Consider the following 23,414-nt stretch of genomic DNA (forward strand, 5'->3'; position numbering starts at 1 on the left):
TTGAATTTTTGCCGATACTATAACGCTAACTTTAAATAAAATGGCATACCTAATCGAGCCAAATTCAAGATAAATAAGTTATTGCACAACAGGTCACAAAAGTAGCTTTGCACATATGCTCACTCACATGCACAAACAAAAAAGGCCAGCAATCGCAGACCCAAAAAAACATTCAAATAACGTTAGCTTTTCACTCCACACCCTTTAATCACTAGCTGGGTGATGAATTCAGCGGCATCTTCATAGTCTTTATCATCGAGCTGATCTTTCTGCATTACACTGCAAATCTGCCAGCCAAAATCGGCGTAAGTTTGAGTGGCCGCCCAAATGGTAAACATCAGGTGGTGTGCAGGAACGTCATCCATTAAGCCTTGTGCTGACCAAGTTGAGAACTTATCGAGGATCATCTGGGATTGCTTATACAGTTCGTCACCAATATCTTTCGGCAATACTTTAGCGCCAGACATCACTTCGTTAGCAAATACCTTAGAGGCGTGCGGATGATCGCGAGAAATGATCAGCTTGGTTTGAATATATTGAGACAAGGCTTCAACAGGGTCGCTGAGCTCTTCAATCGGACGTGACGCTTCCAGTAAGGGCTGAGTGACGGTTTCTAAAACGGCATTATAGAGCTTATCTTTGGAGCTGAAATAATAGAATACATTAGGTTTAGGGATGTCGGCCGCTTTCGCGATATCAGCCATTTTTGTTGCGGCATATCCATGAGTAGCGAATTGTTCACACGCGACTTCGATGATTAAATCTTGATTCTTTTGTCTGATCCTAGACATATTGTATCCTTTACAGCTCGTTACTAAAATCATAGTAATCAACGTGCTTCATTAGTCCAGAAGATAATCTCAGAACTCAAGGTCACCGCATTGATAACAATAAAATGGCCGCTCTATTTGTTAAGAAGCGACCATTCCATACCGTGTTTTGAACTGTTCAAGTTAAAGAATCAATATTGCGCGAAAGTCATTCACATTGGTCAGCGTCGGCCCCGTGGTAAGAAGCACATCGACTTGCTTGAAGAAATCGTAGCTGTTGTTGGCATCGAGATAGTCTTGCGCTTTAAGCGACAGGCTCGAACCTTGTTGCCATGTTTGAGGCGTGATCCACGCACCTGCATTATCTTCAACACCATCAATGCCATCAGTATCAGCCGCCAGAGCGAATATGTTTTCCTGCCCTTTTAACTCGTTATACAAGCTTAAAAGGAACTCACAATTACGCCCACCACGACCATTGCCTTTAACAGTTACTGTGGTTTCGCCACCGGAAAGTATCACGCAAGGCGTCTCGAATGGGTGCTTGTGATTGGCCACTTGCTTGGCCAACGCAGCATGAACCTTCGCTACATCTCGAGCTTCCCCCTCAATGCAGTCACTCAGCACATAAGCAGGAATACCTAAACCTTCGGCCTCTGCCGCGGCTGCTTCCAATGCCGACATCGGCGTGGCAATAATATGGTGCTCTGCGTTTTTCCAACAGACGTCATCTGGCTTAACGGTTTCTGACTCTGGATTATTTAACCATTCAAATGCCGAGCGTGGTGTTTCTATTTGGTAACGCTCTAAAATTGCCATCGCATCAAAACGCGTCGTGGTGTCGGGTACGGTTGGGCCAGAGGCAATCACACTAATGTCATCACCCGGCACATCTGAAATCGCTAAAGAGACTACTCTTGCTGGATACGCAGCTTTCGCTAGTCGCCCACCTTTGATAGACGATAAGTGTTTACGCACACAGTTCATCTCATCAATGGCTGCGCCCGACTTGAGCAGCGCCTTATTGATTTGTTGCTTCTCAGCCAAGCTGATGTCGCCACCGGGCAGGCTTAGCAAAGCAGAACCGCCGCCAGACAGTAGGCAAATAACGGTGTCGTCAGCACTCAGGCCGTTCACTAATTCCAACATACGTTGGCTCACTTCTAAGCCCATGGCATCCGGGACGGGGTGTGCCGCTTCGATCACCTCAATGTGTTCGCAAGGTGCGGTGTGTTCGTAACGGGTCACGACGAGACCTTCAAGGTCACGCAACGCAAGGTCTTGTTGTTTCTTTGCCTGCCAAACCACTTCAAGCTCAGCTGCCATTGATGCGGCTGCTTTTCCTGCTCCTATCACCACAGTTCGCCCAGCTTGGTTAGCAGAGCGATAAAAAATATCTTGAGGAAGAAAAGGTTCGATGTGATTTTTAGGTAGCGCCTGATTAACAGCACTTGAGAAAAGGGTTTGCAAAAACTGCTTAGCATCAATGTCCATCAGCCACTCCTTAGTTGACGGAGAAAAAAAGAACCCCGATACAAGGCCAAAGGGTGCCTGCTAAGATCAAGTTGGAAAGGAACAACTTCAACCTCTGCCTCGTATCAGGAACGCGTGTAAAAGGAGACGAAACTACGCGATTTATAAATAAACTGTTGGGCTACGAATAGATAGCAACCCTAATTAATTAACGGATAATCGGTTGATTGACTAACCACTAAACGGACAAACCGTTAACTAGATTAACGAATCGAGTGGTCAGAACGTTTCTCAATCGCTTGAATAAGCGCAGAGTGGTCCCAACCTTCACCGCCCATTTCGGCACACTCGCCGAACAGCTCTTGAGCGTTAGCCGTATTCGGCAGTGCAACCCCTAGCTCTTGTGCGCCAGTTAGCGCTAAGTTGAGGTCTTTCTGGTGAAGTGAGATTCTAAAGCCAGGGTCGAATGTGCCTTCAACCATGCGTTCGCCGTGCACTTCCAAGATCTTAGAGTTAGCAAAGCCACCCAATAGAGCCTGACGTACGCGTACTGGATCAGCACCGGCTTTTGAAGCAAACACTAAGGCTTCAGATACGGCTTCGATATTCAGAGCAACGATGATCTGATTGGCGACCTTACAGGTTTGACCCGCCCCGTTGTCGCCTACTAGCGTGATGTTCTTGCCCATGATTTCGAACAGAGGACGAGCTTTATCAAACGCGTCTTGCTCACCGCCCACCATGATAGTCAGCGCCGCATTGATAGCGCCTACTTCGCCGCCAGATACCGGAGCATCAAGGTATGAAGCACCACCTTCATTGATTCGCGCTGCAATTGCTTTGGTGGCGATAGGCGAGATCGAACTCATGTCGATAACCAGTTTTCCAGCTGCACCGCCCGCCGTTAGACCTTTCTCAACGCCGTTGTCGCCAAACAGGACATCTTCAACTTGAGGGGTATTCGGCACCATTAGGATAATGATATCAGCTGCTTCAGCCGCTTCCGCTGGTGAATGACAGACCGTTGCACCCGCTGCCACAAGATCGGCAGGTGCTGCATTAAAGTGATCCGACAGAATCAAATCGTGACCTGCTTTTTGAAGGTTACTCGCCATAGGTTTACCCATGATGCCAGTTCCGATAAATGCAATTTTAGACATGTTGTTCTCCTTAACGTTTGAGGGTTACCAGACGCAATTAACGGTACTGGTGTAGCCAACCAAGGCCTTCTGTCGTCGTTGTTTTTGGCTTGTATTCGCAGCCAACCCAGCCTTGATAGCCAAGCTCATCAAGATAATTGAGCACAAATGGGTAATTGATTTCTCCGGTACCCGGTTCGTGTCGGCCTGGGTTATCAGCCAGTTGGACGTGTGCGATTTGGCCAATGTTCTGTTGCATGGTCGGCGTCAAATCGCCTTCCATAATTTGCATGTGATAGATATCGTATTGGATAGAAAGGTTATCGCTCCCTACCTCTTTGATAATGGTTTTCGCTTGCTCCGTGGTGTTTAGGAAAAAGCCCGGAATATCGCGTGTGTTAATCGCTTCAATCACTAAGCTTATACCTTCTGCAGCTAACGCATTTGCGGCGTAGTGAAGGTTAATCACAAAGGTCGCCTGAGCGTCTTGCGGAGTAACGCCTTGTGGTACAATGCCCGCCAAGCAGTTCACCTGTTTGCAACCAAGTTTCTTGGCATAGGCTATCGCTTTAGGTACGCCTGCTTGAAACTCTTCAACGCGTGCTGGGTCAACCGCAATACCACGATCGCCAGCATCCCAATCCCCAGCAGGCAAGTTAAATAGCACTTGCTCTAGATTATTAGCATCAAGCTTTTGTTTAATCTCATCCGCATCAAAGGCATATGGGAAAAGGTATTCGACGCCTTGAAAACCTGCCTCTGCGGCGGCTTCAAAGCGATCCATAAAATCAACTTCCGTGAATAACATTGACAAGTTTGCTGCAAATTTTGCCATGATTCTGTCCTTACTCTTTGTTTGATGAAGCTAATGTGGTTTGGTGAAGCCTCGCTCTATTGGAGGCTTTCCGTAGAGCTCAATCTCGCTCTACGGATACACATTACTTCGTGATTACTTGTACGCTAGCGCGGTTGGTGCATCGCTGCTGCTTTCGGCAAGCGGTTCAAATTCATTGATGGCGTTGATCTCTACGCCCATAGATATATTGGTCACACGTTCCAAAATCAGCTCAACAACCACCGGTACTTTGTGCTTGTTCATGAGCTCTTTAGCTTGCTCAAATGCTGCTGCAATTTGGTCTGGTTCGCGAACTCGAATCGCCTTACAACCAAGGCCTTCAACAACCGCTACATGGTCGACACCGTAGCCCTCAAGCTCTGGTGCGTTCTGATTATCGAACGCCAGTTGTACACAATAATCGATATCAAATTGGCGCTGAGCTTGGCGAATCAAACCTAGGTAAGAGTTATTCACTAACACATGGATGTATGGCAAGTTGAACTGCGCACCTACCGCCAGTTCTTCAATCATGAACTGGAAGTCGTAGTCACCAGAGATAGCGACAATATCGCGACTTGGATCGGCCGCTCGTACACCCAGTGCGGCAGGTGTTGTCCAACCAAGCGGGCCTGCTTGACCACAGTTGATCCAGTTACGCGGCTTATAAACATGCAGGAACTGAGCGGCAGCAATTTGCGACAAACCAATCGTGCTCACATAACAAGTGTCACGACCAAATGCCTTGTTCATCTCTTCATAAACGCGCATCGGTTTCATTGGCGCTTCATCGAAATTGGTTTTACGCAGCATGGTCGATTTACGTTCCTGACACTCGCTTGCCCAAGCATTTCGATTTGGTAGTTTGCCAGCATCACGCCACTCTTGTGCAACCTCAACCATTAGCTCAAGTGCTGATTTTGCATCTGACACAATGCCTAAATCAGGACAGAACACACGGCCTATTTGAGTCGGTTCAATATCGACATGAACAAACTTGCGACCTTCGGTGTAAACATCGACAGAGCCGGTATGACGGTTAGCCCAGCGATTACCAACGCCAAACACAAAGTCAGAGTTCAACATGGTTTCATTACCGTAACGGTGAGAGGTTTGTAGCCCAACCATGCCTGCCATTAGCTCGTGGTCATCAGGGATAGAACCCCACCCCATCAAGGTTGGAATCACTGGTACGCCGGTGATTTCAGCAAACTGCTGTAGCAACTCTGATGCGCCTGCGTTGATCACGCCACCACCCGATACAATCAGCGGTTTTTCCGATTGAGACATCATGGTTAATGCTTTCTCAACCTGCGCTCGGGTTGCTTGCGGCTTATAAGGTTCTAGTGGTTCATAAGTATCGATATCAAACTCAATCTCAGCCAGCTGAACATCAATCGGTAGATCAATCAGGATTGGCCCCGGACGACCCGAACGCATTAAATGAAAGGCTTTTTGAAATGCGCGTGGCACTTGTGCAGGTTCCAGTACCGTGGTTGCCCACTTAGTCACTGGCTTAGCGATAGATTCAATGTCGACCGCTTGGAAATCTTCTTTATGAAGACGTGCTCGTGGCGCTTGGCCTGTGATACATAGAATTGGAATCGAATCTGCAGACGCAGAATAAAGGCCCGTGATCATGTCCGTTCCCGCAGGGCCAGAGGTACCAATACACACACCTATATTGCCTTGATTAGTACGCGTGTACCCTTCAGCCATATGGGATGCACCCTCTACGTGACGAGCTAAGACGTGGTCGATTCCTCCGAGCTTTTTCATAGCCGCATACATAGGGTTTATTGCTGCGCCGGGAACACCAAATGCGATGTCTACACCTTCACGTTTAAGCACTTCTACCGCTGCTTCAATCGCTTTCATAATTGCCATTCGAACCTCCAGTTCAGATTGTATACAATTAAACTAACTTTTGTGTACTATGAACCATCCTCGCTATTTATCAACCCCAGAATGAAACAATTTTGTTACATCAACCCATCACATTAAGTACGCACTCATCCTGAAAAGCTTACAATTCATTGCTTTACATAAAATATCTTTACGTGAAAATAAATTACAAAAAGATTAAATGATAAATAAATGTTAAACACAGTTTGCTTGTTTACAATTTCTACAATATAAATATCCTTAAAAAGAGCATTTTGTATACAAAGTGACATCGTATTGTTTAAAGGAGACAACAATGATGAATGACGTAAAAGAGAGAGAAGAAGTACAATGTATGCAGGTACTTGGGAAGATGGACAACTCCGAGTACAAAGAGATCTTGTCTAAAGATGCATTAAAATTCTTAGAAGCTCTCGTCAATAAGTTTGGAGATCGTCGTCATGCCCTGCTAAGTGACCGCGACGTAAAACAAGCTCAATATGACGAGGGTGAGTTACCCAATTTCAGAAAAGACACCATTTCCATTCGCCAGAATAAAGAGTGGAAAGTGGCAACGCCGCCGCCAGAGCTGCTGGATCGTCGCGTAGAGATCACAGGTCCTATCGAGAGAAAGATGGTGATCAACGCATTAAACTCAGGTGCGAAAGTCTTCATGTGTTGTTTTGAGGATGCGTCTTCCCCAACTTGGGCCAACATGGTCGAAGGGCAAATTAACTTAAGAGATGCCAATTTAGGCACCATCAGCTATTTTGATGAGAAGAAACAAAAGAACTACCAGCTAAACAGCGACCCTGCGTTATTAATCGCTCGCCCTCGTGGAATCCATCTACCTGAACAATCGATTCAATTCAACAATCAACCTATCGCTGGTTGTTTGATGGACTTTGCGCTGTACTTTTTCCACAACTATCAATCACGTGCGCAGCAAGGCTTAGGCGTTTACTACTACATTCCCAAGCTAGAGAGCATGGAAGAAGCACAATGGTGGGACGACATTTTCAGTTTCACCGAGAACTATTTCAACGTAGCAAAAGGCACCATCCGTGCGACCGTATTGATTGAAACTCTACCTGCCGTCTTCCAAATGGAAGAGATCTTGTACGCCATGCGTGATCATATCGTTGCGATGAACTGCGGCCGTTGGGACTACATCTTCAGCTACATCAAAACTCTGAAAAATCATAAAGATCGTATCTTGCCAGACCGTCACGGGATCGGCATGGATCAAGAGTTCCTGAACGCTTACAGCCAGCTGCTGGTTCGTACTTGTCACGCTCGTGGGGCACTGGCGATGGGGGGTATGTCGGCCTTCATTCCAGCAAAAGATCCACAAGAGATGGAGCGTGTTACCGCCAAGGTTATTGAAGACAAACAAAGAGAATCTCAGAACGGACACGATGGCACATGGGTCGCGCACCCTGCCCTAGTTGATTTAGCGATGTCGATCTTCGACAAGCATCTTGATGGCAAAGTGAATCAAATGGATTTCCAAAGCCCTGAACACACCATCAATGCCGACACCTTACTTAAACCATGTGAAGGCAGCCGCGACGAAGCCGGCGTGCGCAAGAATATCCGTATTGCGCTGTATTACATCGAGGCTTGGATCCAAGGCTACGGCTGTGTACCTATCTACGGACTGATGGAAGATGCCGCCACCGCAGAGATCTCAAGAGCTAACATCTGGCAATGGATCCACCACGGAGTCACACTTGATGACGGCCAAACTTTTACCAAACAACTGTTCCACTCTTGGCTTTACCAAGAGCTAGACACGATAAAACATGAAGTCGGAGACTCACGTTATGCAGCTGGTCGATTTGAAGAGACAGCCGATCTTTTCTATCAACTTTCTACAGCCGATGAGTTCGCTGCCTTCCTAACTTTACCCAGCTATGGGCTACTACAAGAGTCCAGTTAGGACTCTTGTACCGAGCTGAATCAGTCAATGATATTCACAAACAAGAGTAATGATTGGCTGGCTGAGCTTGGTACGTATGCCCCTTGAAAAACTAGGAGATAACATGGGAAGTTTGACTCTACAACAAGCGTTAACCATCATCGATGGAACCTTAAAAGCAGGAAACAAAATCCACACAGAACCTTTGACGGTCGCCGTCTTAGACAGCGGTGGCAAGCTGATTTCTCTGCAACGTCAAGACGGCTCTAGCATGATGCGACCAGACATCGCGATCGCTAAAGCGTGGGGGGCACTCGCACTGGGTTGTTCCTCTAGAAAACTCGCCCAAGATGCCGACAACCGGCCAGCATTTATCTCCGCCGTGAACGTACTCGCACACGGAAACATGGTGCCAGTACCTGGGGGACTACTCATTAGAGACAAGGACAAAACGGTACTTGGAGCCATCGGCGTCAGCGGTGACATATCAGACATCGATGAAAGCTGCGCCATCAACGGTATTGGCTGCGCAGAGCTGTTTAGTGATGAGATGTTGCAAGCATAACTAGCCAACTCGCTGTATTTGAAGTTCTTAGACAGGAATAAAAAACCGAAGCCAGACAGCTTCGGTTTTTTTATGAATCTAAAGGAAGATCAGCAAAACTACTCGTAAGCACTCAACCATGTTTTTAGCAGCTGGTTAGTATTTTTCTTCTGACTAGTAGACAATGATTTAACGAGCTTTTTCTGCGTTTCGACATGCTCTGTCATCATTTGGTCAATCAGAATAAGACCGTCTTTGGTTAGTTGGACACTCACGCTGCGTCTGTCTTCTTTGCTGTGTTCACGGCTGATCAGCCCTTTAGCTTCTAGCTTATCAAGGCGATTGGTCATCGCACCTGATGTCAGCATCATGGATCCGATCAGTTCAGATGGCGTCAGTCGGTAGGGTTTTCCAGAACGTCGCAAGGTGGCTAATACATCAAACTCACCCAATTTCATGTCGTATTTTTTATGAAGCTCGGCAACTTGCGTCTCCATATACTTGGCAATACGCATAATTCGGCCCATCATTGCCATAGGCTCAGTTTCTAGCTCAGGCTTTTCCTTTGCCCATTGCTCTACTACGCGGTCGATAGCATCCATTTGCAATCTCGCTCCGTTGTTAGTCTGATTACTTTAAACTAGTTTAACATAAAGATACTTTACAACCACTAGTTCTCAGTATACAGTTCACACAACAGTTATCTTAATGTAAAGATATTTTAGATGAACATATTATTAGCAATGATCCCCGCGTTCTTTTGGGGAACAACCTATGCAGTGACGCAATTTACGCTACAGGAGTGGCCACCATTATTATTAGGTGCTTTGCGTGCATTACCTGCTGGTTTGTTATTGCTAGCGGTAAAGCCGACACTGCCGAAAAAAGGCGAGTGGCAAATCATTTTCACTTTAGGCCTTATCAACATCGCAACCTTCTTTGGTTTGATCTTCGTGATGGCATTAACCCTACCTTCAGCGATTTCGGGCGTGGGTATGATCTCTGTACCTGTGTTCGCAATGATCTTCCATTGGGTAGTGAAAAAGCAGCGCCCGCATTTGATTCAAGCCCTTTCTGGTATTGGCTTAATCACCTTGGCGTGGATTCTATTCAACCCAAGTCAAATCGCATTGAACCCTATCGGTTTGGGTGCAATGTTTGCCGCGATCATGTGTATCGTTATCGGCAGCAGCATTACCAAATCACTGGGTAATCGCATGCACTGGTGGAAGGTACTCACATGGCAGCTAATTTTGGGCGGTACAATTTTGTCTGTCGCGTCTGGCGTTCATGCCTTCATTGACCCGCAGCCTTACATGAATGCGGTGACTCATTTCGATACTCGCAACGCAATGGGCTTGGTTTGGGTAATTGGGCTAAACACAGCGCTGGGTTACGGCATGTATGTATGGCTACTGCAACGCATGACGGTGGTTGATTTCACCTTTGGTGGCATCGCCAATCCAGTAGCGGGCATCGTGACAGGTATGGTGTTAATGGGCGAATCCTTTACTGCGGTACAGTACTCGCTAATGACCGGCATGATCGTGATGTCGTTGCTTCCGCAACTTATTCTGGCAATCCGACAGTCCAAACAAGTTAAGCCTGTTACGCAGTAAAAGCTGCAAACCAAATTGTAAAAACGCGCCTTAAATTGGCGCGTTACTTATTAATGGTCGTTACAAAACTTAAGCCAAAGTCTAAATCTAATCAATATATCGAACCTTGGTCATCATCAGCCCAAAGGCAGCCAACACTTGAGCAACAAAACAGCTAACAAAGAGCACCGGTAAACCAAACACCGTCACTAAGTAACCAGAAGCAGCCAAACCAAATGGCATCAAGAGCTTAAACAAAGACCCTGTAATACCAGCAACACGACCAAGATGCTTTTCCTCGAATGCTTCTTGTCGATAGCTCCAAATACAAATGCTGCTGTAGACGCCAATCGCACTCACCCATAAGAACGACATCATCAATACGCCTTTTTCAATGACAACAATTTGCGCTGAAGTCAATCCATGCAATAAATAGCTTTGGCTCAGCAATACAGGGAACAAGAATCCAAACGCCTCTAACAAAATAGACAAAATAAGTAGCACGCCAAGCCCAATGCGCTTTCGAACCTTATCCGCGGTAAAAGAACCTAATAAGCCCCCGGCGCCGGACGCTGCGATCAAGTAACCAACCTCGATATGACTGAGCGCTAATTCCGCTTTGGCAAAATAAATGGCTTGAATCCAGAAAATTGCACCCGTGGTATTGATCACCATCACGACTAAGGTGATGTGCCACATGTTTTTATTCGCATATAAGATCGACCACCCCTCTTTAAGCGCACTCAGCACTGGCTGTTGAGCGACGGGGGCTGATGGCTTGAATTCCAGTTTATTGAGCTGCCAAAACGCTAGCACATACATCCCCGCAATAAGCAAAAACACGTTATGTAACTCAGACAATAAAAGCAGCCCCCCAGACAAAACCGGGCCAACGGTTTCTAGCAAACTGTACAAAGAACTCATTCTCGCGGTGGCGGTATTTTGCATGTGCTGAGGTAAAACATTTTTCATCATCCCAATACGCGCATTGTGGTAACCATAGTTAAACGCCATCATCAGGAACGCGCACGGAAACAGTGCGTACAAAGGGTTCTGCAACCATCTCACTGCAGTATAAGAAACGACCAATACTGCCACTTGCCCGATCAACATGCATTGTGACCACTGCTTTTTATTGAACCTATCAACCCAAACACCGATGAACAGAGCTAATAGTAGGTTGGGTAAAAATTCAACGGCCCTCATCCAACCCATCATCTCTGAAGACTCTGTCAACTCGTAAACCAACAAGGGCAAAGCAAGGTCATAAATCTTGGTTCCAAAGGCAACAAAGAACGCCGTTGAGAACAAAACAATAAAGCTTGAGCTTTTCCAAATAGAGGGTGATACCCCTGCACCTTTTACACTTTCCATTTTTCATTCCTTTTAAAAACAACCGAATAACTCTATTATCGAGATTAAAAGATGAAGAAAAATAGAAAGATTAAACAAGGATTTCACCTTTATGCATTACTGGAAGGCTCTGGCATTTTTACGTTATCGAGTACTCGTTAACCAACCGACTTCACTCTCTTTAACTGAAATAACGAATGCGCTAGGTTGTACCAGACGCAACGCTCAATTGGTGATCAAAAAGCTAGTCAGCGAAGGTTGGGTTGACTGGAAGTCGGGAGTTGGCAGAGGTAACCTACCCACACTCACGCTATTAAAAAGCTTGGACAGTGAGCTTGAGATACGAATAGATGAATTGCTCTCTGAGAATAAAGTTGACCAAGCATTGGATCTGGTTGATGAATCACAACGGGATCAGTTTTTACTGGGTTATATCAGCCGCTATCAAAGCTTGCCGACTGAACTAGATATTCTGCAAATCCCTTTTTATCGAGGGACACACAGTCTGGACCCTATTGAAGTCACACGACGCACTGAAGCTCACATCACTAGCTACCTTTTTAGTAACTTACTACGTTTCAACAAGTCAACTCACTCGTTTGATGGTGATCTTACCATTGATTGGTACCAAACAGAGCACCGTTGGCACTTCACGCTACGTAAAGGTTTAGTCTTTCATGACGGTTCACCGATTCTAGCGCAAGACGTCAAAGCACACTTTCAACGTCTGATAGACAGCAGTCATCACAATAGTCAGCAATTTAAATGCATCTCCGCTATTACTGTTATCGATCCGCTTCACCTCTGTTTCGATATCAATGCCAACACAGGCTACCTTCCGTCATTGCTATCGTGCCCAGCTGCGGGTGTAGCAAAAGAAGTAGGAGGGAAAATTATTGGTAGCGGCAGCTTTAAATTAGTGGAACAGTCCGAATGGCTAACCAGACTGGAAGCATTCAAACACTATCATGGTCACCGACCTTGGGTAGACGGTATAGAAATTTGGAATGTTGGTGATAAAGCCAAAGACTATGAAATGCACTGCGATATTGTTCACTCACACCCACATTACCAACACTCATCCATATCCAACGAGCTTGCCGAAATAGAACAGTGGGAAAAGGGGTGCGAGTACGCTTTGATAAACCCACATCGACACACTTGGCTATCAAACCCACAACACCTTAAATCACTGAGTGAATTACTACGTTTGCTAGGGATCGCGAAAGACATACCTCTGGACACTGTCGGCTACGCCGGGGGGATGCTATCGACGTCCAATCAATCAACACAGCCAAAGATAGAAACGGCGAATAACAAAAGCCCATTACAAATGACTCGACAATTCGCTGACCAGCTTAGCAAGCCAAAACAACCGTTAAAGATTCTAACCTATCAGCTGTTTGACCACATAAAAATGGCTCGCCACTATTATGAGCTGTTAAATGAACTTGGTTTTATCTGCGAATATCAAGTGCTCGAGTTCCCTGAATTTTGTCAGCCAGATAACCTAAAAGATGCTGACATATTAATTAGCGGCGAAGTGTTTTCAGATAACCTCGATAGCAGCTGGATGGGGTGGCTACAAAGTTCTATCGCATTAGAAGTGTGCCTCACTGATGAGCAAAAACAGTGGCGAGATGAAAGCCTTGAACGGCTTTGGAAAATCACCGATTACCAACAACGACAACCTGTCTTCCTAGACATAGAAGCGCAATTGATCACATTCGGAATCTATCGACCAATTTTCCACGTGAAACAGCAGCTCAATTATGCCAAAACCGTGAACCCTGTGGAACAGTTGGCGAACGGTTGGATTGATTTTAACCAAATCACTATGCGCCGCTAAATAGGTTAATTCTCAACCTAAACTAAACCTCACAAAGAACAATGACTTTATATAGCCATCAATTGATGAAAATATTTACTTTTCAATGGTCATATTAGAGATTTAATTTCCATTAAAAACTCAAATTAGAGATAAAAAGACAAAATTTTTCTCCGACTACCTCCTTATACTGTGCCACGTCATTAAGACGCTACAAGCCTATGATTTAAAATAATTATTAATGAGTAGTCACCATGAATTCGAAGTCGCTAACTATCTTGCTTTTTGTCTCTGTTTGCTTAATTTGGGGAACCACTTGGTTCGCAATGGAAGTGGCATTGCATTCTATCCCACCTATTTTTGCCACTGGATTACGCTTTTTACTGGCCGCACCGTTACTTGCCGTATTGGCTAAAGTGTTCAATCAACCTCTACTTTTTCCTAAAGGTAAACGCCAATGGCTGCTGATTGTGGCACTGATGTATTTCGCTATTCCGTTTACTTTGATGATCTACGGCGAGCAATACATCTCTTCTGGTTTGGCTTCGATCATCTTCGCCAACATGCCAGTTGCTGTGATGCTGATGTCGGGCTTGTTCCTTGGTCTACGCTTAGCGAAGCATCAAATATTCGGGCTAGTTACTGCGGTTATAAGCCTATGCTTAATTCTTGGTAACGAAATGCAGATGGGTGGCGATGACTACCTAATCGGCACGGTTTGCTTAGGCCTTGCGGTTGCAATTCACGCCGTTATGTATGTGCTAGTTCAAAAGCACTGCAAAGGTATTGAAGTGCTGACTTACAACGCCGTTCCAAGCCTGATTGCTGCTCTGTTCTTATTTGCCGTTTCGGCGATGGGTGAAAACGTGAATGTTGAGTCTTTCACTTGGGATTCAATCTCTGCCGTCGTTTACCTAGGTTTTGTCGCGAGTGTTGGCGGCATTGTGGCTTACTTCAAATTAGGGCAGGTTTCGACCCCTTTCCAAGCGTCTATCTGCTTTTTGATTTTCCCGGTAGTAGCGCTGCTAATATCTTGTTACGTCAACGGTGAAGTTCTGTCTGAACAATCATTGTTTATGATGATCCCCCTACTTTGCGGCATTTTACTCACCAAGGCACCAAAGGGAATTTTCAAGCTGCGTACCGAATTAAAAACCGTAAGAAACTGATCCGCGTGAAACCTATTTTGCGGATTAGATATACATATCCCACATAAACAAAAAGCTCCAATATCGCTATTGGAGCTTTTTGTTTATTTCGTCAGGGTTATACCTATTTAACGCCAGCTAAACACTCGTACTTCGTTGCCCTCTTCAGGCTTCTTCGGAATGTTTAAAGATAGAGCTAAAGAAACCGCCGCCATCACCGCACCAATGTAGAAAACCGTTGCAGGAGACGATAACCAAATCACACCAAACGCGACTGGGATAACAACCGCCGCAATATGGTTGATGGTGAAAGAGACACCTGCGGTTGAGGCCATGTCTGCTGGATCTGCAATTTTTTGGAAGTAGGTTTTAATCGCTAACGCCAAAGCAAAGAACAGATGATCGACCACGTAAAGTGCCGCCGCCCACTCAGCGCTTTGCACTAAGCCATAACCAACAAACACACCGATCAAACCAACATATTCGAAGATCAACGCCTTGCGCTCACCCACCACACCGATGAATCGTCCTATGCGTTTCGCGAACAAGAAGTTAAACAGGTAATTCACTAAGAACAGTAACGTGACATCGGCAGCAGAGTAACCGAACTTTTCTACCATCAAGAAGCCTGCAAACACGGTGAAGATCTGTCTTCTCGCGCCACTCATAAACGTCAGTGCGTAGTAGAGCCAATAACGCTTCCTTAGCACTAACTTCTTATTCTGTTGGGTCTTGGTTTGAAACTCAGGGAAGCCAAAGGTCATCACCAATACTAAAATGAAACCAATGCCTCCGGTAATGCCATATACCCAAGCGAAATCGAGTTTTAGCTGTTCTAGCATCACCCAAATAGAGCCATAGGTGAGTAGAGACGCAAGCGCACCAACCGAGATCATTTTGCCTAGCATCTCTGGCGCTTCTTCTTTACTCAGCCATTGCAGTGACAAAGACTGCTTCAGCGTTTCAAAATAGTGGAAACCTGTCGACATCAAAATAGTGGTAAGCAAAAGGCCTGTCAGTGAAGGGAATAAGCCGGTAATCGCAGTGCCTACAGTTAACATCGCCAGCGATATCAACATAAAGCGTTGCTCACGAATGAAGGCCAATACAAACACCACGGTAAACGCTAAGAAGCCCGGGATCTCACGAACACTTTGCAGCAAGCCAATATCGGCACCATCAAAGTTCGCTTTCTCAATCACGAAGTTATTCAACAGAGCCATCCAGCTCGAAAACGCGATAGGGACAACAATCGAAATCAGTAATAAGAAGTTTTGCGGCGTTTTCCAGCTCGCGGTTCTATCGAACATTAACGGACTCCTGTTCGTCTAATTGAGTGAGCACTCGTAAGGTCAACTGCTCAGTATAAGGATTAATCTTCCAATGCTCTGGACTCCAACCTTTTACGAAACGTTGGAAATCAGCCCACGCTACGTAAAACATTGGTCGCCATGCGGCTTCGACTTCATCGAATGAAAGTTGTGGTTGATAGTTCGCTAATGCTTCTTTCAAGTGTTGGAAGTAAGCATCTAGGACTTCTGATTCAAGCTCTGCGCAATCTTGCGGCCTAACAGCACTGCTCATGAACAAAGCCACGTCTTTCATCGCACAGCCGTGACCCACATATTGGAAATCGACCGCAGCCGCGCGTTCGCTTTCAGAATCAAAACAAAAATTAGCGAGCTTGGCGTCACCATGTACCAAGGTTTGATATGGGCATTCTTTTAATAAACGGTCGATGTGCTTGGCTTGGTTCTTCAATGGTAAATCAGCCAAGGCATTGAGCTCGTCAGGACGTGTGTCTAAGTGCCAATAAGTACCGACTTGCCACAATGACGCCGACTGTTCTTGATTGATATTGATGTGCTTCGCGTGAAAATTAGCGAGCCATTTAAGGCAAGCATCGCGTTGTTTCTGCTCTTCTCGCGTGTAACCAGACGCCAGATCAGACTGAGTATCTTTGTTTGCCAGAGCATCAAAAACAGCAAGCACATCAAACTGAGAAGTTACCGGAAAACCGATTTCGGCTAAGTCTTGCATCACGATAAGCCATTCGTTCTCATTCAATTCACAGTGCAGTCCCACAGGAACTGGGCACCGCTCATCCCATTGCTGACTGAACGACTGATACCATGCTGTTTCCACTTGGTAAGAGTGAACTTTGCGTTGGTGAGAAAGCTTAGTGTTCCAGCCTTTGGGATGTTCAGTTTTATCTGGCAACGCGACATGTTTAACGATGACGCTGTTCATCGAAGCACTATTATCTTTAGCAAAGACCAAGCGAACTAACTCGCCGTAACCGCCCCACAAGCGTTGAATAACTTGAACATCAAGCCCTTGATGACAACCCAGTGAGTTCGCTATTTTTTGATAAAGCTCAAGTTGACTTTGACTTGAACTCGCTTGTGGTTGAGCAAGGTTGTTTGAGGGTATTGATTGAGACATATAACTCGTTACTATGCTTTATCGGATAGAAGATGTGACCAGTGTTTTTGCCTATTCATGTAGTGCACCACGTAGCTACACACTGGTACAATTTTGAAGCCAGCCTGTTCAATTTCAGGTAAGACTGATTCCATCATCACCTTGCCAAAGCCTTTGCCTTGCAGTTCATCAGGAATGCGAGTCGAGGTAATGTGCAATACATCGCCTTCCTTCTGATACTTAACAACCGCGAATTGGTTCGGTTCTAGCTCAACTGTGATCTGGTTCTCTTCTTGAACCCATTTTACTGCCTTCATTCTCAACTCCTGCAAATAATTGATACGACAAACAATTAAAGTTTGAAGTATGAGTTCCTTGTAATAGACTAACGCAAGTGCATATAAATAAAACTAAGTACTTACAAACACAGTAAATAATTCAGTGCAATCGGCTTAATATAAAATCAGCAATGATAGAAGGCACTCTATAAATCTATGTGAGTACGTCTACACAATCTAGCACGTAATAACCCCTTGTTAGCAAGTTACCAATATAACTAACAGACGCATGTTGGCGCATGGAGAACATATAATGAACGCACCCCTGACGAAGCCTTTGGAGCATAATCAGGCACTTCAAGACCCTCGTAATCGCACTGTTTCCACTATCAATAGCACTGATGCGCTGGCCATGATTGAGCACGGCAGTGAACTGACATTAAATGTCTCGACTCCCGTTGGCACGAAGTTTCTCGCCACCACCAAATTTATCGGTACGCACAGTGATAACTGTATTGTGGTTGAGGTTCCCGAGGTATCCAATGAAGATCTGAACTTTTTCTTTCAAGAAGGCTTTTGGATGACCGCTCGTGCGTATTCTCTGCGAGGTGAAGGGGCGCTTATCCACTTTAGAAGCCAAATTCACCATAGGATTGGCGAACCCTTTCCGATTTTAGTGCTCTCTACACCAAGTACCATGCAAGTGACTCAGCTGCGTAAAGAGACCCGATATGAAGTGAATCTAGCTTCAAGAATCATCTTCAACGACCAACGAGCAAACTGTGAGATAAGAGACTTATCGAAAAGTGGGTGTCGTTTCGTGACCTCGCCAACCTCGCGAGCAATTCAGATTGCCGATCGAGTGTCTATTGAGATTACTCCTGAGAACTACAATGGGCCGCTGATTCCGCCATTGAGAGGCATCGTCTGTAACCTGCAGAAATCGACGCACTATGCTCGATACGGTGTGGAATTTGATGATATTGGCCGAGCTAACGCTAAACACTTGTTGGCAAAACTGAAGTTCGATGGCACCAAGCTCTGCTTGAGAAACGGTTAACGTCTCTTAAGACACTACGCTCACCAAGTGCCGTAAGCTGACCAAGTACAAATGGCTCACTAACGACCCAAATCGTAACCATCAAAAAAGCCATCGATTCTAAAATCGATGGCTTTTGCGCTTTGGTTGCTTATCTAGATATTAGACAAATTCGCTATTTACGCAGTGCGTTCAGCTTCGCTTGGGCGATACCAAAGATAGTATCAATTGGATAGCTACCCTCATCACTTGCTTCACCAGCGGCTTTGCCTGTGAACAATTCAATCGCTTCTGTTACATGGTCAATCGCCCAGATATTAAACTCGCCCTTTTCAACCGCTTTCACGATATCGCTACGCAGCATCAGGTTGTGAACATTTGAACGTGGGATGATCACCCCTTGTTCGTTTGAACGCCCTTTGATTTCACACACATCAAAGAAACCTTCAATTTTCTCGTTCACTCCACCAATTGGCTGAGACTCACCAAACTGGTTCATCGAGCCTGTAATCGCGATGTCTTGACGGTTTGGCTGCTTAGAAAACGCTGATACTACCGCACAGAACTCAGCCATACTCGCACTGTCACCATCGACGCCACCATACGATTGCTCGAAGGTGATGTTAGTAGTGAGCGGGACTTTGGCTGTCTTACCAAATACTGAAGAAAGGTAAGCCGACAAGATCATCACACCTTTCGAGTGAATACTACCACCTAGGTCTACGTTTCTTTCAATATCAATCACTTCACCATCACCGTAAGCAGTGGTTGCCGTGATTCGGTTCGGTGCACCAAACATATGATCCGTCGTGCTAAGTACAGAAAGCGCATTCACTTGCCCAACCGCCTGACCATCAACATGGATTAGCGTTGTTCCGTTAGTGAAGGTTTCCATCACACTGTCTTGAAGTCGTCCGACACGCATCTGTTGGTTAGATAACGCTTGGTCGACGTGCGTTGCACGAATTAGATTCGATTTTGAGCCTCTCGCCACGTAGTTTGACTCACGAAGCAGATTAGCAATGTGCGCTGAGTGCAGAGACAATTTACCTTGGTCACCCGCCTGACGAGAGCTGTGCTCAATGATGCGAGCGATCGCTTTACGGTCACAATGCAGCATGTTGTTGTCGTGCACGATGCTCGAAATAAAGCGCGCGTAATGCATTTCAGAATCGGGAGTACGCTTCATCTCATCTTCGAAATCGGCTGTCACACGGAACAATTCACCAAACTCTGCATCGTAATGCTGCAGCAGTTGGTAAGTTCGGTAATCGCCAAACAGGATGATCTTAACGTCCAATGGAATCGGTTCTGGATCAAGCGATACCGCGCCCGTTAAGGTCACCTCTTTTTCTAATGAAGTGAAACTCAATTGACGTGAACGCAGCGCTCGCTTCAAGCCTTCCCAAACATATGGCTGCTCAAGTACCTTCACCGCATCCATCAGCAATACGCCACCGTTGGCTCTGTGCAAGCTACCTGCGCGAATCAATGAGAAGTCAGTAAATACGGTGCCCTTGAACGTCGCCGTTTCTACATAGCCAAACAGAGAGTGATAATTAGGATTCTCTTCAACCACGATCGGCAGAGTCTCCTCCTTTTGGCTCACAATCACGTTAACCTTGTAGCGACGCGGCATTTTCTTATCCAAAGAGGCTGTTGCAACTTCGGCTTGCTCTGTGCTTTCTTCTAGGAAAATATCAGCGTTATCGACAATGTCTTTACGCAGTGCCGTTAAGTACTTTTTGATCTCTGGATATTGGCTGTAATCCTTCTTCAATTGCTTAATGAAATGAGTGATCACATCTCGCGCCGTATCGTCATTAAGCTTTTGAATTTTCTCAGTGTACGTCTCTTCAAGTTCCGTCAATTCACGAGAAATGGTTCGCAGACCAACTTCCAAGGCATCAATGGTTTTATCGAACTGGTCTTGTTCTTCTTCCGAAAGAAGATCGAAGCTCTCTTCGGTATGAAGATCATCGCCATTCATCGCGACAAACTGGTAATCCCCCTGAGTGGTGATCGTCAGGTTGATACCTTTCTCTTTCGCTTCTCGGCTGATGCTTTCTAACGCGGCTTGTTGCTTGGCTGCCAGCTGGTTTTTCAGCCTATCAGCACGGCTAAAGTACATCTCGTTATCAAACGCAAGAGGCATACCTTTCAGCAATTTACGCATCAGCTTTTCAATGTCTTGTTTTAAGCTGCTGCCGACACCTCTTGGTAACTTGAGTACCTTAGGTGTACGAATATCTTCAAAATTCGCGATATAACACCAATCAAAAAGCTCCTGAACTTCTTGAGGATGTCGGTTTAGATAGCGCAAGATCATGGTGCGTTTACCCAGACCATTTCGCCCTATCGCATAAATGTTGTAACCCTTTTCCTTGATTGACATCGCGAACTCAACGGCCTTTTGTGCCCGTTCTTGCCCGACGATTTCGTCAATTGGAGCCAGTTCTTTGGTCGACTTACATGGTAGCTTGTCTAAATCCGCTACCTGATACAGCTGTTCTGTATTGAGTCTTTGCATCGCCATCGCCGCCTCCTTAGTCCTTCATTACTTGGGTGTAGATAAAATCAGTGTAGATGTAATTTCCTACAAATTTAGTGACTTACGCTACACAGCTGTTCAACCGAACAAATAACGCACAATTTGGCGCGTTTTTACGAATATCGAGGGTTTTAATTCACCAACTTAACATGTGAATGATTTTAATTTGCAATTGATAATAAATATCATTAACATTTTCAGATATTGTAAATTGAGGATGTGGACATGGAAATTGAACGATGCTGGATGCAATACCTAAAAGCTAAACAGTTAATGGAGCAAGGTCACTGGCCAGAAGCACAACGCCTTTATGGTGATGTTCTCAATTCTCTTCCACATCACGTCCAAGATGCGGCATACCAAAGCGATATCAAACCATGCCAGTTTGCTTGCCTACTTGCAGGGCTAAGAGACGCAAGCGTTGCTCAATCTGAGATTCTCAACCGTTTAGGACAGCATCAACAAGCCTTTGATACCTTGAACCAGTCTTACGCACTGATGCAATTTATCTCGCTTGAAAGCACTGAGCTGATTCAACGCACCTATGGACTATTGGAAAAGCAGAGTGAAGACCTGCTCAATCACCTGATTGCTTTTTGTAGTGCTCAGCGCAGTTCGCATTGGATGCTCGAACTAGAACAAATTCAACGTGCTCATCACCATTTTGGGCAACTAAAAACAACGTCAGAAGTTCAATCTTCACCTAATGTCTTAAATTGATAAGGATATATCATGTCGGACCGGGCCATTCTTAAAGTTAATAACCTCTCCGTAAGTTTCAAAACCAATGATGGAATCATTGATGCGGTAAAAAAGGTTAACTTTACCCTTAACTCAAACGAAACCTTGGCCATTGTTGGTGAATCAGGTTCAGGTAAATCCGTCTCTTCCAACGCGCTGATGCGTTTGCTGCCTGATAACGCGATTATCGATGAGCAATCAGACATCGAGTTTGAAGGTCAATCGATTCTTGGCAAAACTGAGCGAGAAATGCAGTCGATTCGTGGCGATAGAATCGGCATGATCTTTCAGGAGCCAATGACCTCTTTGAATCCATACCTGCGTGTCGGTACTCAAGTGGCGGAAGCCATTATGTGTCACCGCAATGTATCGAAATCTCAAGCGAAACAGCGTGTACTCGAACTTTTCGACCTTGTACACCTACCAATGCCAGAACAGGCATATAACAAATACCCACATGAATTTTCAGGCGGCCAGTTACAACGCATCATGATCGCAATGGCTCTGATCAATGAACCAGACATTCTGATTGCAGACGAACCGACTACGGCTTTAGATGTAACGGTTCAGGCTGAAGTGCTTTCTCTTATCAAAGAAATTCAAAGCAAGATGGGCATGGCGATTTTGTTCATTACCCATGATCTCGGTGTAGTGAAACACTTTGCCGACCGAGTACTCGTGATGTGTAAAGGGGAGTTGGTCGAAGAAGGACTCACTCAAGAGCTATTCGAAAATCCTAAGCACGATTACACACGCATGCTGATCAACTCAATTCCGAAAGGCGCTAAGGTTCCTGTAGAAGCATCGGCGCCAGAGCTACTGTGTGCCGATGATATCCGTGTTCAATTTTTGGTGAAATCCCACTTCATTAAGAGTAAGAGTCAATATTTCGAAGCTGTAAAAGGCATCTCATTGACCCTAAAACAAGGTGAAACGTTAGGCATTGTTGGTGAATCTGGATCAGGCAAATCAACACTAGGACGAGCACTGATCGGCTTACTGCCAAGTACCGGACGTATTGTTTACAAAGGCCAAGATGTGAGTTTGTTAACCGATAAAGAACGTCACAAGCTCAAGAAAGACGTACAGATGGTATTCCAAGACCCTTATGGTTCTTTATCACCACGCATGACCGTTGGGGAAATCATCACTGAAGGTTTAACGGTACATCAACCTCATCTATCCAAGAAAGAAAGATTAGAACGAGCTCGCAAAGCATTGATTGAGGTTCGCTTAGAATCCAATTCAATTAACCGCTATCCGCATGAGTTCTCTGGGGGGCAAAGGCAACGTATCGCGATTGCTCGCGCGTTGATTCTTGAGCCATCTTTTATTCTGTTAGATGAGCCGACTTCAGCACTCGATCGCTCAGTGCAACTGACCGTGATCGACCTGCTAAAAGACATTCAAGCAAAGCACAATATCGGCTTCTTGTTCATTAGCCACGATCTCTCGGTAGTGAAGGCACTATCGGATCGCGTACTCGTGATGCAGAAAGGTGAAGTGATGGAAGAGGGATCTGCAGAAGAGATTTTCAATGCACCGAAAAATGACTACACCAAGAAACTCATCGCGGCGTCATTCGACTTAGAAAATAAATCGGAAAAAAATGCCGCTTAGAGGGAACTAATCAAGATTAACAGCGTCTCATAAGTACATTCTGAATATGTATCGCTACTCAAAATAATTGGAGTTGCAGCTAGGAAACAAATAAGTTCAGCCCTATGAACATAGGTGTTCTATTTGATTAGGGTGAACTTAGGCAGTTAACAACGCTGCAGCTTCAAGTATGAAGAGTAGAGTGGATTGCACTCTAGAATGGATATAGCAAAACTGGTTTGGCCGCCAAAAGAAAAATGTCGCATGGATGCGACATTTTTCGTTTCTG

Annotated in this window: 19 protein-coding genes; 8 read left to right on the top strand and 11 right to left on the bottom strand. The window is 45.3% G+C overall.

Annotation, left to right across the window (positions count from 1 at the left end):
• Positions 1-182 precede the first annotated feature (182 nt).
• From AC3CH3_RS17965 to gcl, 5 genes are all read right to left on the bottom strand, one after another.
• On the bottom strand, positions 183-791 hold the full coding sequence (locus AC3CH3_RS17965; protein ID WP_488538886.1) for a TetR family transcriptional regulator C-terminal domain-containing protein: 609 nt from the start codon (positions 789-791) through the stop codon (positions 183-185).
• A gap of 162 nt (positions 792-953) precedes the next feature.
• Positions 954-2,264, bottom strand: a complete 1,311-nt coding sequence (locus AC3CH3_RS17970; RefSeq protein ID WP_488538887.1) for a glycerate kinase type-2 family protein — start codon at positions 2,262-2,264, stop codon at positions 954-956.
• A 242-nt stretch (positions 2,265-2,506) separates the two neighbouring features.
• Positions 2,507-3,403, bottom strand: a complete 897-nt coding sequence (locus AC3CH3_RS17975; protein ID WP_488538888.1) for a 2-hydroxy-3-oxopropionate reductase — start codon at positions 3,401-3,403, stop codon at positions 2,507-2,509.
• A gap of 37 nt (positions 3,404-3,440) precedes the next feature.
• Positions 3,441-4,217, bottom strand: a complete 777-nt coding sequence (gene hyi, locus AC3CH3_RS17980) for a hydroxypyruvate isomerase (protein WP_488538889.1) — start codon at positions 4,215-4,217, stop codon at positions 3,441-3,443.
• A 114-nt stretch (positions 4,218-4,331) separates the two neighbouring features.
• Positions 4,332-6,104: a glyoxylate carboligase gene (gene gcl, locus AC3CH3_RS17985; RefSeq protein WP_488538890.1), complete on the bottom strand. Its 1,773-nt coding sequence runs from the start codon at positions 6,102-6,104 to the stop codon at positions 4,332-4,334.
• 313 nt (positions 6,105-6,417) lie between these two features.
• Here gcl and aceB point away from each other — a divergent pair, with 313 nt between their 5' ends.
• Together aceB and AC3CH3_RS17995 are read left to right on the top strand one after the other, a co-directional pair.
• Complete coding sequence (gene aceB / locus AC3CH3_RS17990) at positions 6,418-8,043, top strand: malate synthase A (protein ID WP_488538891.1); 1,626 nt, start codon at positions 6,418-6,420, stop codon at positions 8,041-8,043.
• A gap of 103 nt (positions 8,044-8,146) precedes the next feature.
• The gene (locus AC3CH3_RS17995; RefSeq protein WP_008220964.1) at positions 8,147-8,587 is read left to right on the top strand and encodes a GlcG/HbpS family heme-binding protein; all 441 of its coding nucleotides are present in this window, start codon (positions 8,147-8,149) and stop codon (positions 8,585-8,587) included.
• A gap of 98 nt (positions 8,588-8,685) precedes the next feature.
• Here the strand turns inward: AC3CH3_RS17995 and AC3CH3_RS18000 are convergent, their stop codons facing one another.
• Positions 8,686-9,168, bottom strand: a complete 483-nt coding sequence (locus tag AC3CH3_RS18000; RefSeq protein WP_004732835.1) for a MarR family winged helix-turn-helix transcriptional regulator — start codon at positions 9,166-9,168, stop codon at positions 8,686-8,688.
• A gap of 123 nt (positions 9,169-9,291) precedes the next feature.
• Between AC3CH3_RS18000 and AC3CH3_RS18005 the strand changes: the two genes are divergently transcribed.
• The gene (locus AC3CH3_RS18005; protein ID WP_488538892.1) at positions 9,292-10,185 is read left to right on the top strand and encodes a DMT family transporter; all 894 of its coding nucleotides are present in this window, start codon (positions 9,292-9,294) and stop codon (positions 10,183-10,185) included.
• 87 nt (positions 10,186-10,272) lie between these two features.
• Here AC3CH3_RS18005 and AC3CH3_RS18010 read toward each other — a convergent pair whose 3' ends face one another.
• Entirely contained in the window at positions 10,273-11,538 is a 1,266-nt protein-coding gene (locus AC3CH3_RS18010) for an MFS transporter (protein ID WP_488538893.1), read from the bottom strand.
• A 91-nt stretch (positions 11,539-11,629) separates the two neighbouring features.
• Between AC3CH3_RS18010 and AC3CH3_RS18015 the strand changes: the two genes are divergently transcribed.
• The gene (locus tag AC3CH3_RS18015; RefSeq protein WP_488538894.1) at positions 11,630-13,366 is read left to right on the top strand and encodes an SgrR family transcriptional regulator; all 1,737 of its coding nucleotides are present in this window, start codon (positions 11,630-11,632) and stop codon (positions 13,364-13,366) included.
• Positions 13,367-13,599: 233 nt separating this feature from the next.
• On the top strand, positions 13,600-14,514 hold the full coding sequence (locus tag AC3CH3_RS18020) for a DMT family transporter (RefSeq protein ID WP_019826207.1): 915 nt from the start codon (positions 13,600-13,602) through the stop codon (positions 14,512-14,514).
• Between the two features lie 107 nt (positions 14,515-14,621).
• Here the strand turns inward: AC3CH3_RS18020 and AC3CH3_RS18025 are convergent, their stop codons facing one another.
• From AC3CH3_RS18025 to AC3CH3_RS18035, 3 genes are read right to left on the bottom strand one after another with little or no spacing between them, the layout of a single operon-like run.
• On the bottom strand, positions 14,622-15,803 hold the full coding sequence (locus tag AC3CH3_RS18025) for an MFS transporter (RefSeq protein ID WP_019826209.1): 1,182 nt from the start codon (positions 15,801-15,803) through the stop codon (positions 14,622-14,624).
• Positions 15,793-16,938 carry a phosphotransferase gene (locus AC3CH3_RS18030; RefSeq protein WP_488538895.1) on the bottom strand — a complete coding sequence of 382 codons (1,146 nt, stop codon included), beginning with the start codon at positions 16,936-16,938 and terminating at the stop codon, positions 15,793-15,795. Before AC3CH3_RS18030 ends, AC3CH3_RS18025 begins: the two co-directional genes overlap by 11 nt.
• Positions 16,939-16,949: 11 nt before the next feature.
• On the bottom strand, positions 16,950-17,234 hold the full coding sequence (locus AC3CH3_RS18035) for a GNAT family N-acetyltransferase (RefSeq protein ID WP_029405707.1): 285 nt from the start codon (positions 17,232-17,234) through the stop codon (positions 16,950-16,952).
• Between the two features lie 274 nt (positions 17,235-17,508).
• Between AC3CH3_RS18035 and AC3CH3_RS18040 the strand changes: the two genes are divergently transcribed.
• Positions 17,509-18,255 (top strand): flagellar brake protein, encoded by a 747-nt coding sequence (locus AC3CH3_RS18040; protein ID WP_019826215.1) that lies wholly within the window; start codon positions 17,509-17,511, stop codon positions 18,253-18,255.
• A 154-nt stretch (positions 18,256-18,409) separates the two neighbouring features.
• On the opposite strand, the gene AC3CH3_RS18045 is transcribed toward AC3CH3_RS18040, so the two are convergent.
• On the bottom strand, positions 18,410-20,770 hold the full coding sequence (locus AC3CH3_RS18045) for a Lon protease family protein (protein ID WP_488538896.1): 2,361 nt from the start codon (positions 20,768-20,770) through the stop codon (positions 18,410-18,412).
• A 240-nt stretch (positions 20,771-21,010) separates the two neighbouring features.
• On the opposite strand from AC3CH3_RS18045, the gene AC3CH3_RS18050 reads away from it, so the two are divergent.
• Both AC3CH3_RS18050 and AC3CH3_RS18055 read left to right on the top strand, forming a co-directional pair.
• Positions 21,011-21,505 (top strand): hypothetical protein, encoded by a 495-nt coding sequence (locus AC3CH3_RS18050; protein ID WP_488538897.1) that lies wholly within the window; start codon positions 21,011-21,013, stop codon positions 21,503-21,505.
• A gap of 12 nt (positions 21,506-21,517) precedes the next feature.
• On the top strand, positions 21,518-23,146 hold the full coding sequence (locus tag AC3CH3_RS18055; RefSeq protein ID WP_488538898.1) for an ABC transporter ATP-binding protein: 1,629 nt from the start codon (positions 21,518-21,520) through the stop codon (positions 23,144-23,146).
• Positions 23,147-23,414 lie beyond the last annotated feature (268 nt).

The organism is Vibrio sp. QJM3NY_35, assembly GCF_057785915.1.

Coding starts and splice junctions, on each gene's coding strand:
- AC3CH3_RS17965 (WP_488538886.1), bottom strand. CDS start 791: ATGTCTAGGATCAGACAAAAGAATCAAGATTTAATCATCGAAGTCGCG.
- AC3CH3_RS18020 (WP_019826207.1), top strand. CDS start 13,600: ATGAATTCGAAGTCGCTAACTATCTTGCTTTTTGTCTCTGTTTGCTTA.
- AC3CH3_RS17995 (WP_008220964.1), top strand. CDS start 8,147: ATGGGAAGTTTGACTCTACAACAAGCGTTAACCATCATCGATGGAACC.
- AC3CH3_RS18050 (WP_488538897.1), top strand. CDS start 21,011: ATGGAAATTGAACGATGCTGGATGCAATACCTAAAAGCTAAACAGTTA.
- AC3CH3_RS17970 (WP_488538887.1), bottom strand. CDS start 2,264: ATGGACATTGATGCTAAGCAGTTTTTGCAAACCCTTTTCTCAAGTGCT.
- AC3CH3_RS18040 (WP_019826215.1), top strand. CDS start 17,509: ATGAACGCACCCCTGACGAAGCCTTTGGAGCATAATCAGGCACTTCAA.
- AC3CH3_RS18030 (WP_488538895.1), bottom strand. CDS start 16,938: ATGTCTCAATCAATACCCTCAAACAACCTTGCTCAACCACAAGCGAGT.
- hyi (WP_488538889.1), bottom strand. CDS start 4,217: ATGGCAAAATTTGCAGCAAACTTGTCAATGTTATTCACGGAAGTTGAT.
- AC3CH3_RS18000 (WP_004732835.1), bottom strand. CDS start 9,168: ATGGATGCTATCGACCGCGTAGTAGAGCAATGGGCAAAGGAAAAGCCT.
- AC3CH3_RS18045 (WP_488538896.1), bottom strand. CDS start 20,770: ATGGCGATGCAAAGACTCAATACAGAACAGCTGTATCAGGTAGCGGAT.
- aceB (WP_488538891.1), top strand. CDS start 6,418: ATGATGAATGACGTAAAAGAGAGAGAAGAAGTACAATGTATGCAGGTA.
- AC3CH3_RS18015 (WP_488538894.1), top strand. CDS start 11,630: ATGCATTACTGGAAGGCTCTGGCATTTTTACGTTATCGAGTACTCGTT.
- AC3CH3_RS17975 (WP_488538888.1), bottom strand. CDS start 3,403: ATGTCTAAAATTGCATTTATCGGAACTGGCATCATGGGTAAACCTATG.
- AC3CH3_RS18010 (WP_488538893.1), bottom strand. CDS start 11,538: ATGGAAAGTGTAAAAGGTGCAGGGGTATCACCCTCTATTTGGAAAAGC.
- AC3CH3_RS18055 (WP_488538898.1), top strand. CDS start 21,518: ATGTCGGACCGGGCCATTCTTAAAGTTAATAACCTCTCCGTAAGTTTC.
- AC3CH3_RS18005 (WP_488538892.1), top strand. CDS start 9,292: ATGAACATATTATTAGCAATGATCCCCGCGTTCTTTTGGGGAACAACC.
- AC3CH3_RS18025 (WP_019826209.1), bottom strand. CDS start 15,803: ATGTTCGATAGAACCGCGAGCTGGAAAACGCCGCAAAACTTCTTATTA.
- gcl (WP_488538890.1), bottom strand. CDS start 6,104: ATGGCAATTATGAAAGCGATTGAAGCAGCGGTAGAAGTGCTTAAACGT.
- AC3CH3_RS18035 (WP_029405707.1), bottom strand. CDS start 17,234: ATGAAGGCAGTAAAATGGGTTCAAGAAGAGAACCAGATCACAGTTGAG.